Origin of the sequence: Nocardioides sp. zg-1230 (genome assembly GCF_013155335.1) — a bacterium.
In the GTDB taxonomy this organism is placed as follows: Bacteria; Actinomycetota; Actinomycetes; order Propionibacteriales; family Nocardioidaceae; genus Nocardioides.
Genome location: NZ_JABJQZ010000001.1, coordinates 222,568 through 236,476, shown reverse-complemented (window position 1 = coordinate 236,476; position 13,909 = coordinate 222,568). Strand labels below are relative to the sequence as shown.

Sequence of the window (13,909 nt, the reverse complement as noted above, 5' to 3'; positions counted from 1 at the left end):
GGGAGTGCGCACGTAGGATCGACGCATGTTGTGGATCCTGCTGATCATCGTCGTGGGCGTGGTGGCCTACCGCTACCGGGTGAAGATCCTCGCCCGGGTGCTCGGCCAGCCCGAGCGCCGCATCGAGCGCCAGATCGGCCGCAAGAAGAACTACTGACAGCCTCCCTGCGACCGGCTGTGGACGGCGTACGACGGAGCGTCGGCGTCGCCGCGTAGGGTGCTCTGGTGCCCGAGACCGCCACCGCATCGCCCGCCGTCGGCACCCCCGTCAGCGAGGTGCTGGGCACCGCGGTCGCCGCCCTCGGCGGGCAGCAGCGCGACGGCCAGGTGCGGATGGCGACCGAGGTCGCCGACTCGATGGAGGAGGGCCGACACCTCCTCGTGCAGGCCGGCACCGGCACCGGCAAGTCTCTTGGCTACCTGGTCCCCGCGATGCTCCACGACAAGCGCGTCGTGGTCGCTACCGCCACCCTCGCCCTGCAGCACCAGCTCGTCGAGCGCGACCTGCCGCGCCTGGTCGAGGCGGTCAAGCACGTGCCCGGCCTCGACACGTCCTACGCCGTCCTCAAGGGCCGCTCCAACTACGCCTGCCTGCACCGCATCCGCGCCGGCGTCCCCGACGACCAGGGCACGCTGGTCGACGTACCCCTCGGCGCGATGGCCGAGAAGGTGCTCGAGCTGCGGGCGTGGGCGGAGGAGGAGTCGGAGCAGGGCGGCAGCGGTGAGCGCGACAACGCGCCGCGCCACACCGACCGCGAGTGGCGCCAGGTGTCGGTCAACCACCGCGAGTGCCTCGGCGCGAGCAAGTGCCCCTTCGGCCAGGAGTGCTTCGCCGAGCTGGCGAAGGAGAAGGCCCAGCGCAGCCACCTGATCGTCACCAACCACTCCCTCCTCGCGATCGACGCGATCGAGGACGTCCCGATGATCCCCGACTACGACACCGTGGTCATCGACGAGGCCCACGAGCTGACCGCGCGAGTCACGCAGGCGGCGACCGACGAGCTCGGCGTCTCCGACATCGAGCGGGCCGCCCGCCGCGCGACCCGCTGGACCGACGGCGACGGTGACCCGGCCGGCGACCTCGAGGACGCCGCGCAGCAGCTGGCCGAGGCGTTCGAGGCGACCCCGCCCGGTCGCATCGACCAGGTGTCCACCCAGCTCTCCGACGCCCTCGTGCTCGTGCGCGACGCGGCACGCGCGTGCCTGTCGGCGTTCCCGCGCGAGTCCGGCGGCGAGGGGGAGGGCGACGCCGGCCGCACGCAGGCCAAGGGCATGGTGCAGGAGGTCTTCGTCAACGCCGAGCGGATGGCCGCCGGCTCCCAGGCCGACGTGCTGTGGCTGGGCGAGGCGCGCGACCGCTTCCCGGCCCGGCTCCACGTCGCGCCGCTGCAGGTGTGGGGGCCGATGCGCGACAAGCTGCTCACCGACAAGACGGTCGTCTTCACCAGCGCGACGCTGATGCTGGGCGGCGAGTTCGGCGCGGTCGCGACCTCGCTCGGCCTCAAGCCCACCGAGCGCGTCGGTCACCAGGTGGCCACGACGGACGCCGACGACGCGCTGCCGTGGAAGGGCATCGACGTCGGCTCGCCCTTCGACTACGGCCAGCAGTCGATCCTCTACGTCGCCCGCCACCTGCCCCAGCCCGGCCGCGACGGTCTCGGCCCCGCGCAGCTCGACGAGATCTGCGACCTCGTCGACGCCCTCGACGGTCGCACCCTCGGCCTCTTCTCGTCCCGGCGGGCCGCGGAGACCGCGGCCGAGGCCGTCCGCACCCGCCTGCCGCACCTGACCACCCTGGCGCAGGGCGATGCGCAGCTGCCCGAGCTCGCCAAGCAGTTCGTCGAGGATCCCCACACCTGCCTCTTCGGCACGCTCTCGCTGTGGCAGGGCCTCGACGTGCCGGGCGACACCTGCCAACTGGTGATCATCGACCGCATCCCGTTCCCGCGGCCCGACGACCCGCTGATGTCCGCGCGCGCGAAGGCCGCTGACGACCGGGGCGGCAACGGCTTCATGGAGGTCTCTGCCACGCACGCCGCGCTGCTGATGGCTCAAGGCGCCGGTCGTCTGATCCGAACGACGTCCGACCGCGGCATCGTCGCCGTGCTCGACCCGCGCCTCGAGACCGCCCGCTACGGCCGCTTCCTCAAGGCGTCGCTCCCGCCGATGTGGTCGACCACCGACCCCGGGCTCGTGCGTCAGGCGCTGAAGCGACTCGGGCAGTCGTGAACCCGCGGCGCTGACGCCGCGGCGCCGTCGGTGTCCCGCCGCCGATTCGTCCGGCGGGTGCAGCGCTCCGCCGGGGTAGTCCAGTGACGGATGGCTGTCCGGACGCCTCCGGGACAGCCATTCGTCACTGGACTACCCCCGGGCGGACTCGGATGTCGGTCAGGCGGGCCGCTGGTAGCCGAACACCTGGTAGTCGCGGGCGTACATCCGCACCACCAGCTCGGCGAGCTCGCGCGACACCTGTCGGTCTCGGCCGCCGGGGGCGGTCTGATTCCTGGGGGTCGTCGGCACGGCCGGCGCGCCGATGCGCTCGCACACCTCGGCGAAGTCCCGGTCGAAGGTCTCCAGCCGGCCGATGAAGTCGACGCGGTTGAGGTCGATCATCCGGCTCTGGAGGGTCAGGTGCTGGTCGGTGCCGGGCACGGCCGACAGGTCCTGCGCGGCGGTCCAGCGGGCGAACTCCTCCACCGACTGCATCCGCTCGTGCGTGGCCGGGTCGAAGTCGTAGTAGTTGTTGTCCACGACCTTGTCGTGCCACGCCGAGACGAAGCGGTCGAGCGGGTCGCGCACGAACGCGAACGTGAGGTAGTCGGCGAACGACGCCAGCGGATAGCGCACCCGCATCGCGTGGTCGACGTCCATGCTCACACCGTGGGTCTCGCAGTGGTGGCGGATCGTGCGCGTCGCGACCTTGGCGACGCGGTACCAGACGAACCGGTGGCTGTGGCTGATCGTGAGGTTGTACGCCAGCGGGCTGAGCCAGCCGGACGCCTCGCCCGCCGCCGCGAGCCGGTCCACCTCGGCCTGGGCGTCCACGGTGTAGCGGCGCCGGTTGCCCGGACGGGTGCGGAAGAGCTCCGGCGGGGGAGCGTCGGGCGTGGACATCGCGGCGAGGCTACACCGGGCGCGGGTCACCCCAGCGGGATGCGCCCCCGCAGCGACTCCGGGTCGGACACCGGCTTCTTGCCGGTCTCCTCGATGAGGGCGCGCGCCTGGTCGACGCTGTCCCACACGTTCCACAGCAGCACGCCGCGGACCTGCCCGGCCTTGAGGTAGTAGACGACGCCGGTGCCGACCTCGCCGTCCTTCCAGTCCTCGACCAGATCGAGGTCGCTGCGGGTCTCCCCGACGGCCTCGTAGCCGTAGTCGAGGATGTCGGACCAGAAGAAGGGCGTGTAGTCGTAGGCCTCGTCGGCGCCGGCCATCACCTTGCCGGCGTGCTCGCCGGACTTCTCGGCGTGGTCGACGTGCTCGACGCGGCGGCGCCCGAGGAGCGCGTCAGGGTAGGAGGCGACGTCGCCCGCGGCGTACACGTCGGGGTCGCTCGTGCGCAGGTGGTCGTCCACCACGACGCCGTTGTCGACCTCGAGCCCGGCGGCCTCGGCGAGGCCGGTGCGCGGCAGCACGCCGACGCCGATCACGGCCGCGTCGGCGGTGACGGAGGTGCCGTCGGCGAGGCGGATCCGGACGCCGCCGTCGTCCTCCTGGCCACTCTCGACCGAGCCGTGCAGGACCGTGACGCCGCGGTCGGCGAAGGCCTTGGTCAGCGTCGCGGCGAGCGCGCGGGGGAACATCTGCTCCTGCACGTCCTCGAGGTCGAGGACCAGCGTCACCTGGACGCCGTTCTGCACGAGGGCGGAGGTGATCTCCGAGCCGATGTAGCCGCCGCCCACGACGGCGACGTGGCTGCCCTCGGTCGCTACGGCGCGCAGCCGCTGGTAGTCGGCGGCGGTGCGGTAGTAGATGACGCGCGGGCCGGGGTCGACGGCGAGCACACGCGGCTCGGCGCCGGTGGCCAGCAGCAGCTTGCCGTAGCCGACGCTGCCGCCGTCGGCGAGGCGTACGACGTGGGCGCCGGGGTCGATCTCGGTCACGGTCGTGTCGGTGACCAGGTCGACCGCGTCGTCGTCGTCGAGGTCGCCGGCCAGCGAGGCGCCTTCGAGCGTCTCGTCGTCCTTGAGCCAGAGGTCCTTGGACAGGACCGGCCGGTAGACCGGCTTGTCGGGCTCGGAGCCGATCACCGCGACGCGGCCGCTCGCGTCCTGCGAACGGATGCCCTTCACGGCGCTCGCCGCAGCGACCCCCGCTCCGACGATGACGTAGTCATAGGACTGCTCGACGTTGCTCATGCCGCCATCGTGGCCGGTGGGTGGGTGCCTTTCAACGCCCGGACCACCCCTGCGGTGCTCAGAGGCTGCGCAGCACCGCCGTCACGACACCGAGGATCGTGGCGTTGTCGCCCGGGATCGGGTCGTAGGCGTCGTTGTGGGGGAGCAGCCACACGTGGCCGTCCTTGCGCTGGAAGGTCTTGACGGTGGCCTCGCCCTCGATCATCGCCGCGACGATCTGGCCGTTCTCCGCGGTCTGCTCCTGGCGGATGACGACGTAGTCGCCGTTGCAGATCGCCGCGTCGACCATCGAGTCACCGGAGACCTCGAGGAGGAAGAGGGTGCCGTCGCCGACGAGCTGCTTGGGCAGCGGGAAGACGTCGGTGACCTGCTCCTCGGCGAGGATCGGACCACCGGCGGCGATCCGGCCGACGACGGGGATGTTGATCGCGGTGGGGTGGACGTCGCCGATGCCGGTCTCGTCGACGCTCGACTCCTCGCCGCTGGACATCGAGCGCCGCGCCGCCATCACCTCAGGCAGGAAGACCTCCAGGGCGCGCGGACGGTTGGGGTCGCGCTTGAGGAAGCCCTTGCCCTCGAGCACGCGCAGCTGGTGGGCCACGCTGGAGGACGAGGTGAGGCCGACGGCCTGGCCGATCTCGCGCATAGAGGGCGGGTAGCCCTTGGTCTCGATGGAGTCCTTGATCGTGGCGAGCACCCGCTGCTGGCGCGGGGTCAGGCCGGTGGCGTCCGGGGGGCCGTCGGGCATCTCGATGACGTTCTTGTCGTCCTGCTTGGCCATGCGTCCTCCACTACGTCGACCCCTCCGTCCGCGGCTGGACAGGGAGGATCAGGTGCGCCCACCGTAGCCCTCATCGGCGGGTGGGATCAAACACCTGTTCGAAGCCGCGTGTCGCTAAGGTCCGGACATGCTGACCAGGATGCAGACCTCGTGTGTCGTGACCGGTGGGGCGCGTGGGATCGGGCGCGGGATCGCGGAGCTGATGGTCGCCCGCGGCCACCACGTCGTCATCGGCGACCTCGACGGCTGGGCGGCGGCCGCCACGGCGGCGGAGATCGGCGCGGTCGCCGGCCTCGCCCAGGACGTACGCGATCCCGACTCGCACCGCCTCGTCGCCGAGGAGGCGGTGGGACACGGGCCGCTGACCGCGTGGTTCAACAACGCCGGCGTCGGTGACGACGGCGCGCTCGCCGCGCTGTCGGAGGAGCAGGTGCGCCGGCTGGTCGAGGTCAACCTGCTCGGTACGACGTGGGGGACCCGCGCCGCGCTCGCCGCGTTCGGGCCGGGCGGGGGAGACGTCGTCAACGTCGCCTCCCTCTCCGGGCTCGGGCCGGTGCCCGGCTACAGCATGTACGCCGCCACGAAGGCCGCGGTCGTCTCGCTGTCCGCTTCGGTCAACGCGGAGGCGCCGCGCGGCGTGCGGGTGCACGCGCTGTGCCCCGACGGCGTCGACACCGCGATGCTCGCGGCGCAGGACCCCGACGGCCTCGGCTCCCAGCTGACGTGGTCGGGCGGCCCGATCCTGGGCGTGGACGAGGTCGCCGCCGCGGCCGTCGCGCTCGTCGGCTCGCGCCGGGTGGTGCGGACCGTGCCCGGCTGGCGCGCGGGCGTCGTACGCGGTGCGGCCCTGGCTCCCGGGTTGTCGCAGCACGCATCGGGGTTGTTCGCGGCCCAGGGGCGACGGGCCATGAGGAAGCGCGCCGCCCGCTGAACCGCTCGGGTCAGGGCGAGGTCAGGGCAACCGCACCTGACCGTGCTTCATCTTCCAGAGGAAGTACTTCTCGAAGCCCAGCTTCATCGCGTGCGCGTGCGGTCCGGGGATCAGCACGCCGTGCTTGCGGGGCGGCAGCATCTTGTCGGCGAGGATCACGACGCCGTTGTTGCCGGCGTCCATCACGCACACCGCGGGGATGTCGCCGAACGCCTTGTGCGCAGCCGGTTCCTCCCCCCGGATCTGTGCGGCGATGTTGACCGCGGCCGTATGGGCCTGCTGCTCGCTCGGGAAGCCGGTCTTGGGGATGCCCACCGGCGTCGCCGTCGTCCACGGGACCTCGACCGCGGCGGCCACGCCCACGGCGTACAGGTCGTCGTAGGCCTCGCTCTGGTAGGTGTCGCGCACCTTCACGAACCCGTTGTCGTCGGAGATCGTCTCGACCTTGCGGACGACCTCCTGGCCGGAGAACGGCGGGATGATCATCGCGTAGCCGAAGTCGAGCGTGCGCCCGTCGGCGAGGACCAGCCGGCCCTCGTCGACGTGGTCCATCGCGGTGTCGAGGACGGCGTCGATCTTCTCCTTTTTGAGGAACATCCCGAGCAGGGACTCGCCGTGGGGGAGCCCGCCGATGCCGAAGTGGCCGAGGAAGGGCTCGGCGCTGACGTAGGTGAGCTTGACCTTGTCCTTCAGCCCGGCCTTCTTGAGCTGGTAGCTGGTGTTGAAGAGGAACTCGTACGCCGCGCCGAAGCAGCCAGCGCCCTGGGTCGCGCCGATGACGATGTCGCCGGGCTCGTCGCGGTCGATGAAGCGGCGCCAGCCCTCACCGGCGTGGAGGGCGTCCTCCATCGTGGTGATGGTGTGGGCGTTGCCGTCCTGGCCGAGCCCGGGGATGACGTCGAAGCGGTTGCGGTAGCCGGTGGCGATGACGAGGTAGTCCTAGTCCTGCGGGCCGGCGGCCGTCTCCACGCGCCTGGCGACCGGGTCGATGGCGGTGGCCTCGGCGTGGACGAAGTCGACCTGGTGCTCCTCGAACGTCGGACCCACCTTGAACGTGATGTCGCGGCGGATGCGCTTGCCGAACGGCACCCAGATCAGCGAGGGCGTGAAGAGGAAGTCGTCGGAGGACGACACGACCGTCACGTCGACGTCCCCGTGCAGCTCGTGCTTGACGGTGAGGGCGGCGGTGAGGCCCGCGAAGTTGCCGCCGAGGACCAGGACCTTCTTGCGTGACATGACGTGCTCCGTTTCGGGTCGGTGTGCCTCCACGCTCGTCCTCGTCGGGCTGTTCCGGTAGGTCCGGTGGTCCTGCCTGCGGGGGCCGTTCGACTCGTCGAACATTTGTTCGTCCGGGTGCTTGTGTTGTTCGAACACGTGCTCTACCGTCGTACACATGTTCGATCGAACGTCTGATCGACACCCGGTGGCCCAGGCCACTGTCGGTGGCTCCGACTAGACATTCGCTCGACAGGACATCCGGCTGAATCTTCCCCAGGAGGCCACCATGAGCACCCTCAGCCTTGCCCCCGCTTTCACTCCCGCTGCGACCCGTGCCCACTCGACGGTGCGCCTGACCCGCCGTGGGCGGCTCGTGGTCTTCCTGACCTCGCTGTTCCTGGTGCTCGCCGTGGCGTTCATGCTTGCCGGCGGTGCCGTCGGCACGGGCGAAGCCGGCCAGCCCGCCCCGACCGAGGTCGTCCAGGTGGCGCCCGGCGACACCCTCTGGGGGATCGCCAGCGAGATCGCCACCGACGGCGACGTCCGCTCCATGATGAGCGAGATCGAGCGGCTCAACGCCCTCGAGTCCGCCGGCCTCTCGGCCGGCCAGAAGCTCCGCGTCCCGGTCGTCTCCGACTGACGCGCGAGGCCTCCATCAGCCGCTTCGACCCCGGCTGGTGGAACCAAGGGGAAGACCGAGGGGCGGGCCACTGGCCCGCCCCTCGGCGCATTTGTTCGGCTTCGTCCTGTCGGCTTCGCTGGCCCGGCGCCCGAGGGTGGCGGCAGATCGCAGCCCGGAGGGTCACTGTGGTGTTGTGTGCCGCCACCCTCGGCCGCGCGGCGCTGGGGGTGGCGGCACATCGCAGTTCAAGAGGCCGATCCGATGTCATGTGCCGCCACCCTCGGCCGGTTCTCCACAGGTTTTGCCGTCGGGGTGGTTCCGCAGTCGCCCGAATGGGTAGTTTCACGGTGCTGACGTTGTTCTCGGGAAGGCACCTCATGCACGTACGCCGCGCACTCGCGCTCGCCCTCGCGGTCCCCGCCCTCCTGGCCGGGTGCTCCGACGACCCCGAGCCCACGCCCAAGATCCCCGAGCCGACCAGCTCGTCCCCGACCCCAACGCCCACCGAGTCCGAGACGGCGGAGGCGGAGAGTCCGGAGGAGTTCATCCGGCGCTGGCAGGCCGCGGCCGATGAGATGGCGATGTCCGGACGCACCGCAGAGTTCCTGCGCATGTCTAAGGGGTGCCAGGCGTGTGCGACGTACGCAGAACAGGTTTCCGACGTCTTCAAGGATGGCGGCGAGGTGGACTTCGGCGGCTCTGAGGTGTTGGCGATCAAGGAGGACTCCGTCGACCCTCCGTCATACATCGTGGACGTGCGCGCCGCCAAGCTCCGGATCGAGATCCCGGGTGAGTCGCCCCAAGTCTTTCCCGCGGCAACACAGCGCTACCGGATGATCCTCAAGCCGCAGACCGACTCCTTCACCATGGCCAACTACTCGGTGATCTGATGCAGTCGTTTAGCTGGTTGCTTACGGCGGTGTTGTCGGTAATCGCGGGTCTGTTCGTCGAAACCGCCACCGCTGCCGCCGCGGACCCATCCTGCGTCCAAGTCACCTGGCAGGCTGTTGCCAGCGATTGCGAATGGACATTCGCCGAGTACCAAGGCTCGTCGTCATCGGGCGATGGCCGCACCTGGGTCGTGGCGATCCAGTGCGCCAACGGCGGCATCTGCAACGACAACGTGGAGTGCGCCGAGAACGGCCAGGACGGCTACATCCACGACGTCTACCTGGACGGCGTCGACGTCGGGGACGTGTGCGTGCCCGACAACGCGGTCCAGGAGGTCGACGTCGTGAAGCTGATCATCCGCGAGTTCAAACGCATCGCGTGGCCCTCGTCCCAGCTCGTCGTGCAGCCGCGCGGCGGCCGGACCCTCGTCAACTTCGACACGAACTTCTACACCCCCGACCACCGGTCCATCGACCGGTCCGTCACCCTCGCCGGCCAAGCGATCACCATCCGCGCCGTGCCCGTCTCATACGACTGGTACTTCGGCGACGACACCAGCACGACGACCACCAGCCCCGGGAGCCCGCACCCCGACCTCGAGATCACCCACCAGTACAAGCGGACCGGCGACGTCGTCGTACGCGTGGACACGACCTACGCAGGGGAGTACCGCATCGGGGACGGGGAGTGGACCGCCATCGGCGAGACCCTCACGGTGCAGGGGCCTGACGAGGACCTCGAGGTCGTCGAGGCCCTCCCGCAGCTCGTCCTGGAGTAGTGCGGTCCCTGTGGTCCACCGGGTGGACCACAGCCACCGCGTTGGGCTGGCACCCAAGATCGTGGAGCTTCCGAGCCACCAGGTGACTGAGAACTTCCACGATCAGCGAGCGGCGCGCTTCCCGCCGACGGGGCGCGCGGGAGCGTTGTCGGAGGGCGGGGCCTCGGTGATCCCCAGGGCCCGCATCAGCCGGGCGACCAGCAGCAGCCCGACGAAGAGGCACGCGATCGCGCCGAGGCAGGCGAGCGCCATGAACGACCATGCCGAGCCGCCGGAGCCGCCGGAGCCGCCGCGGGCCGCCGTACCGAAGTCGATGGCGGCGTAGACGAGGTAGCCCCACGCGACCACGCAGAGGGTGATCGCGGCGCCGAGGACGAGGGCGGCCTTGTTCAGGGTGCGGGGTGGCCGAGCGCCTCTCCGCGACCCTGCTCGCTTACCCCCCGTGGACACGGAGTCATTGTGTCGGACGCAGCCTCATCGGGGCACGACAACCACAGGTTGTGGCCCCCGACACGCCGCCACCGACGCGTCCCGACCGGGCAGAGGAGGGCACTGACCTGCGGTTTTACCGACGCCTCGAAATTGATCCGACGAGGTTGGGCATTCGCTTGCCATGCGTTGTGGCCGGGGCGTACGGTTACCACTACATCTAGTAGTTACACCGCTGTAGTTATCCACATCTGGTGCACAGGCCAGGGGGCTGACCCCACAGCAACAGGCTAGTTGTCCACAGGAACATCCCCAGTCCGCACCCTGTTCTACAGGTGTGTGAAGCGCGCCCGGAAGGAGGACCCCATGCACTGTCCCTACTGCAAGAACGAGGACACCAAGGTCCTCGACTCCCGGGTCGCCGACGACGGGGGTTCGATCCGCCGTCGCCGCTCGTGCGCGGCCTGCGACCGCCGGTTCACGACGGTCGAGAAGATGCAGCTCACCGTGCTCAAGCGCTCCGGCGCGACCGAGCCGTTCAACCGCGACAAGGCGATCGCCGGCGTCCGGAAGGCCTGCAAGGGCCGCCCGGTCACCGACGCCCAGCTCGCCTGCCTCGGCCAGGAGGTCGAGGACGCCCTGCGCCTGAGCGGGCAGGCCGAGTTCGACGCCAACGACGTCGGCCTCGCGATCCTCAGCCCCCTGCGGGCGCTCGACGAGGTGGCGTACCTCCGGTTCGCCTCCGTCTACCGCGCCTTCGAGTCGGCCGACGACTTCGAGAACGAGATCAAGATGCTGCGGCTCGAGCGAGCCGCGGACGATCAGCCCGCGCATCCCGCGCACACGGGCTGACCCCCAGACGGCCCGGCAGGTAGTGGGGAAGCTGCCTGCCGGGCTCACCAACCCCCGCGAGACGACTCGCGACCGCACCACACCACCACCCATCCACGAGGGACAGAGGAACTCCATGACCGAGACGGTGAGCACCCGCGCCAAGGCGAGGGGCAAGGGCCTCAAGCTGGAGCGCGTCTTCAGCACCGAGGGCACGCACCCCTACGACGCCATCACGTGGGAGCGTCGCGACGTCGTCCAGCAGAACTGGAAGACCGGCGACACCGTCTTCGAGCAGCGCGGCGTCGAGTTCCCCGACTTCTGGTCGGTCAACGCCTCCACCATCGTCACCACCAAGTACTTCCGCGGCGCCGTCGGCACCGACGCCCGCGAGTGGAGCCTCAAGCAGCTCATCGACCGGGTCGTGAAGACGTACACGAAGGCCGGCATCGACAACGGTTACTTCGCCGGTGACGCCGACGCCGAGATCTTCGAGCACGAGCTGACCTGGCTGCTGGTCAACCAGTACTTCTCCTTCAACTCCCCGGTGTGGTTCAACGTCGGCACGCCGTCGCCGCAGCAGGTCAGCGCCTGCTTCATCCTGAGCGTCGACGACTCGATGGACTCGATCCTCAACTGGTACAAGGAGGAGGGCTTCATCTTCAAGGGCGGCTCCGGCGCCGGCCTCAACCTCTCCCGCATCCGCTCGTCGAAGGAGCTGCTCTCCTCCGGCGGTACGGCGTCCGGTCCCGTCTCCTTCATGCGCGGCGCCGACGCTTCCGCGGGCACCATCAAGTCGGGCGGCGCGACGCGTCGTGCGGCCAAGATGGTCGTCCTCGACGTCGACCACCCCGACATCGAGGAGTTCGTGATGACGAAGGCGCGCGAGGAGGACAAGATCCGCGCGCTGCGCGACGCCGGCTTCGACATGGACCTCGGCGGCGCCGACATCACCTCCGTGCAGTACCAGAACGCCAACAACTCGGTCCGCGTCAGCGACGAGTTCATGCGTGCGGTCGAGGACGGCACCGAGTTCGGCCTGCGCTCGCGCGGCACCGGCGAGGTCATCGAGACCGTCGACGCCCGCGACCTGTTCCGCAAGATCAGCCAGGCGGCGTGGGAGTGCGCCGACCCGGGCCTGCAGTACGACGACACGATCAACGACTGGCACACCAACCCCGAGACCGGCCGCATCACCGCGTCCAACCCGTGCTCGGAGTACATGTCGCTCGACAACTCCTCGTGCAACCTCGCGTCGCTCAACCTGCTGAAGTTCCTCAAGGACGACGACACCTTCGACGCCGCCCTGTTCGCCAAGGCCGTCGAGTTCATCATCACCGCGATGGACATCTCGATCTGCTTCGCCGACTTCCCGACCGAGGCGATCGGCAAGACCACCGTCGACTACCGCCAGCTCGGCATCGGCTACGCCAACCTCGGCGCCCTGCTGATGGCGATGGGCCTGGGCTACGACTCCGAGGGCGGCCGCTCGATGGCTGCCGCGATCACGTCGCTCATGACCGGTACGTCCTACAAGCGCAGCGCCGAGCTCGCCGGGATCGTCGGCCCCTACGCCGGCTACGCCCGCAACGCCGACGCCCACAAGCGCGTGATGCGCAAGCACCAGGCGGCCAACGACGTCGTCCGCGTGCTGCACACCGAGGACGGCCGCGTGCACAAGCTGGCCACCAAGGCGTGGGCCGATGTGATCAAGGTGGGCGAGAAGAACGGGTTCCGCAACGCGCAGGCCTCGGTCCTCGCGCCCACCGGCACCATCGGCTTCATGATGGACTGCGACACCACCGGCATCGAGCCCGACTTCTCGCTGGTGAAGTTCAAGAAGCTCGTCGGCGGCGGCTCGATGCAGATCGTCAACCAGACCATCCCGCGGGCCCTCAAGAAGCTGGGCTACCAGGAGGAGCAGGTCGAGGCGATCGTCGCCTACATCGCCGAGCACGGCCACGTGGTCGACGCCCCGGGCCTGAAGTCCGAGCACTACGAGGTCTTCGACACCGCGATGGGCGCCCGCTCGCTCAAGCCGATGGGCCACGTGCGGATGATGGCGGCCGCGCAGCCGTTCCTCTCCGGCGCGATCTCCAAGACGGTCAACCTGCCCGAGGACGCCACGGTCGAGGAGATCGAGGACGTCTACCTGCAGTCCTGGAAGCTCGGCCTCAAGGCGACCGCCGTCTACAGGGACAACTGCAAGGTCGGCCAGCCGCTGGCCGACGGTGGCGGCAAGGCCAAGAAGGACGCCGCAGACAAGGCTGCCGCGTCGGCCGAGGTCGAGACCAAGGTCGTGGAGAAGGTCGTCTACGCCCCGGTCCGCAAGCGCCTGCCGAAGTCGCGCGTCTCCCGTACGACGTCGTTCACCGTCGGCGGTGCCGAGGGCTACATGACCTCCGGCGCCCACGACGACGGCCAGCTCGGCGAGGTCTTCCTCAAGCTCGGCAAGCAGGGCTCGACCCTCGCCGGCGTGATGGACGCCTTCTCGATTGCGGTGTCGATCGGCCTGCAGTACGGCGTCCCGCTGGAGACCTACGTCTCGAAGTTCACCAACCTGCGCTTCGAGCCCGCCGGTCTGACCGACGACCCCGACGTGCGGATGTCCCAGTCGATCATGGATTACATCTTCCGCCGCCTCGCCCTGGACTACCTGTCCTTCGAGGAGCGGTCGATGCTCGGCATCTACTCCGCCGAGGAGCGCCAGCGCCACCTCGAGACCGGCTCGTACGAGCCGCTCGTCGAGGAGACCGGCTCGGCCGCCGAGCTGACGACGCCGGCCTCGTCCTCCGCTGCGGCCGAGGTCGTCGAGGCCGAGGAGGTCGAGACCAAGGACACCCACGGCTCCGAGGCCCGCGAGGTCCCGGCCCAGGTGACCACGGGCGAGGCGAAGACGACCGCTGAGCTCTTCGAGAAGCTCACCGGCACCGCCGTCGACTCCCCGCTCTGCATGACCTGCGGAACGAAGATGCGGCCGGCTGGCTCGTGCTACGTCTGCGAGGGCTGCGGAAGCACCAGCGGCTGCAGCTGACGACAGCAAGACTGTCTTGCAATAGCCAACGGATGA

14 protein-coding genes are annotated in these 13,909 nt (G+C 69.8%); 8 read left to right on the top strand and 6 right to left on the bottom strand.

Annotation, left to right across the window (positions count from 1 at the left end):
• The first annotated feature begins 25 nt into the window (after nt 1–25).
• Nucleotides 26–157: a hypothetical protein gene (locus tag HOO61_RS24410; protein ID WP_301538938.1), complete on the top strand. Its 132-nt coding sequence runs from the start codon at nt 26–28 to the stop codon at nt 155–157.
• 68 nt (nt 158–225) lie between these two features.
• Nucleotides 226–2,229 (top strand): ATP-dependent DNA helicase, encoded by a 2,004-nt coding sequence (locus HOO61_RS01125; RefSeq protein ID WP_367649972.1) that lies wholly within the window; start codon nt 226–228, stop codon nt 2,227–2,229.
• Nucleotides 2,230–2,388: 159 nt separating this feature from the next.
• On the opposite strand, the gene HOO61_RS01120 is transcribed toward HOO61_RS01125, so the two are convergent.
• Genes HOO61_RS01120 through lexA form a run of 3 tightly spaced genes read right to left on the bottom strand, consistent with a single transcriptional unit; the run spans nt 2,389 to nt 5,139 of the window.
• Entirely contained in the window at nt 2,389–3,114 is a 726-nt protein-coding gene (locus tag HOO61_RS01120) for a sulfotransferase family 2 domain-containing protein (protein WP_172256157.1), read from the bottom strand.
• A 26-nt stretch (nt 3,115–3,140) separates the two neighbouring features.
• Complete coding sequence (locus HOO61_RS01115; protein WP_172256155.1) at nt 3,141–4,358, bottom strand: NAD(P)/FAD-dependent oxidoreductase; 1,218 nt, start codon at nt 4,356–4,358, stop codon at nt 3,141–3,143.
• Nucleotides 4,359–4,416: 58 nt separating this feature from the next.
• Complete coding sequence (gene lexA, locus HOO61_RS01110) at nt 4,417–5,139, bottom strand: transcriptional repressor LexA (protein WP_216658504.1); 723 nt, start codon at nt 5,137–5,139, stop codon at nt 4,417–4,419.
• A gap of 127 nt (nt 5,140–5,266) precedes the next feature.
• Between lexA and HOO61_RS01105 the strand changes: the two genes are divergently transcribed.
• Nucleotides 5,267–6,070 carry an SDR family oxidoreductase gene (locus tag HOO61_RS01105; RefSeq protein WP_172256153.1) on the top strand — a complete coding sequence of 268 codons (804 nt, stop codon included), beginning with the start codon at nt 5,267–5,269 and terminating at the stop codon, nt 6,068–6,070.
• A gap of 21 nt (nt 6,071–6,091) precedes the next feature.
• Here the strand turns inward: HOO61_RS01105 and HOO61_RS01100 are convergent, their stop codons facing one another.
• Both HOO61_RS01100 and HOO61_RS01095 read right to left on the bottom strand, forming a co-directional pair.
• A complete protein-coding gene (locus HOO61_RS01100) occupies nt 6,092–6,919 on the bottom strand; it encodes a hypothetical protein (protein WP_172256151.1) in 828 nt (275 codons plus the stop codon).
• A 90-nt stretch (nt 6,920–7,009) separates the two neighbouring features.
• A complete protein-coding gene (locus HOO61_RS01095) occupies nt 7,010–7,306 on the bottom strand; it encodes a hypothetical protein (protein ID WP_172256149.1) in 297 nt (98 codons plus the stop codon).
• Nucleotides 7,307–7,574: 268 nt separating this feature from the next.
• Between HOO61_RS01095 and HOO61_RS01090 the strand changes: the two genes are divergently transcribed.
• The 3 genes from HOO61_RS01090 (at nt 7,575) to HOO61_RS01080 (ending at nt 9,579) form a co-directional block, all read left to right on the top strand.
• A complete protein-coding gene (locus tag HOO61_RS01090; protein WP_172256147.1) occupies nt 7,575–7,928 on the top strand; it encodes a LysM peptidoglycan-binding domain-containing protein in 354 nt (117 codons plus the stop codon).
• Nucleotides 7,929–8,242: 314 nt separating this feature from the next.
• Entirely contained in the window at nt 8,243–8,800 is a 558-nt protein-coding gene (locus tag HOO61_RS01085) for a hypothetical protein (RefSeq protein WP_172256145.1), read from the top strand.
• Nucleotides 8,801–8,991: 191 nt separating this feature from the next.
• Entirely contained in the window at nt 8,992–9,579 is a 588-nt protein-coding gene (locus tag HOO61_RS01080) for a PKD domain-containing protein (protein WP_172256143.1), read from the top strand.
• 102 nt (nt 9,580–9,681) lie between these two features.
• Here HOO61_RS01080 and HOO61_RS01075 read toward each other — a convergent pair whose 3' ends face one another.
• Nucleotides 9,682–10,029, bottom strand: coding sequence for a hypothetical protein (locus HOO61_RS01075; RefSeq protein ID WP_172256141.1), 348 nt, complete (start codon nt 10,027–10,029; stop codon nt 9,682–9,684).
• Between the two features lie 345 nt (nt 10,030–10,374).
• Between HOO61_RS01075 and nrdR the strand changes: the two genes are divergently transcribed.
• Nucleotides 10,375–10,860, top strand: coding sequence for a transcriptional regulator NrdR (nrdR, locus tag HOO61_RS01070; RefSeq protein ID WP_172256139.1), 486 nt, complete (start codon nt 10,375–10,377; stop codon nt 10,858–10,860).
• A 115-nt stretch (nt 10,861–10,975) separates the two neighbouring features.
• Nucleotides 10,976–13,873 (top strand): vitamin B12-dependent ribonucleotide reductase, encoded by a 2,898-nt coding sequence (locus HOO61_RS01065; protein WP_172256137.1) that lies wholly within the window; start codon nt 10,976–10,978, stop codon nt 13,871–13,873.
• Nucleotides 13,874–13,909: the final 36 nt, after the last annotated feature.

Bases quoted from the DNA above. Each gene is read 5' to 3' on its own strand.
- HOO61_RS24410 (WP_301538938.1), top strand. From the start codon at position 26: ATGTTGTGGATCCTGCTGATCATCGTCGTGGGCGTGGTGGCCTACCGC.
- HOO61_RS01120 (WP_172256157.1), bottom strand. From the start codon at position 3,114: ATGTCCACGCCCGACGCTCCCCCGCCGGAGCTCTTCCGCACCCGTCCG.
- HOO61_RS01115 (WP_172256155.1), bottom strand. From the start codon at position 4,358: ATGAGCAACGTCGAGCAGTCCTATGACTACGTCATCGTCGGAGCGGGG.
- lexA (WP_216658504.1), bottom strand. From the start codon at position 5,139: ATGGCCAAGCAGGACGACAAGAACGTCATCGAGATGCCCGACGGCCCC.
- HOO61_RS01105 (WP_172256153.1), top strand. From the start codon at position 5,267: ATGCTGACCAGGATGCAGACCTCGTGTGTCGTGACCGGTGGGGCGCGT.
- HOO61_RS01100 (WP_172256151.1), bottom strand. From the start codon at position 6,919: ATGGAGGACGCCCTCCACGCCGGTGAGGGCTGGCGCCGCTTCATCGAC.
- HOO61_RS01095 (WP_172256149.1), bottom strand. From the start codon at position 7,306: ATGTCACGCAAGAAGGTCCTGGTCCTCGGCGGCAACTTCGCGGGCCTC.
- HOO61_RS01090 (WP_172256147.1), top strand. From the start codon at position 7,575: ATGAGCACCCTCAGCCTTGCCCCCGCTTTCACTCCCGCTGCGACCCGT.
- HOO61_RS01085 (WP_172256145.1), top strand. From the start codon at position 8,243: ATGGGTAGTTTCACGGTGCTGACGTTGTTCTCGGGAAGGCACCTCATG.
- nrdR (WP_172256139.1), top strand. From the start codon at position 10,375: ATGCACTGTCCCTACTGCAAGAACGAGGACACCAAGGTCCTCGACTCC.
- HOO61_RS01065 (WP_172256137.1), top strand. From the start codon at position 10,976: ATGACCGAGACGGTGAGCACCCGCGCCAAGGCGAGGGGCAAGGGCCTC.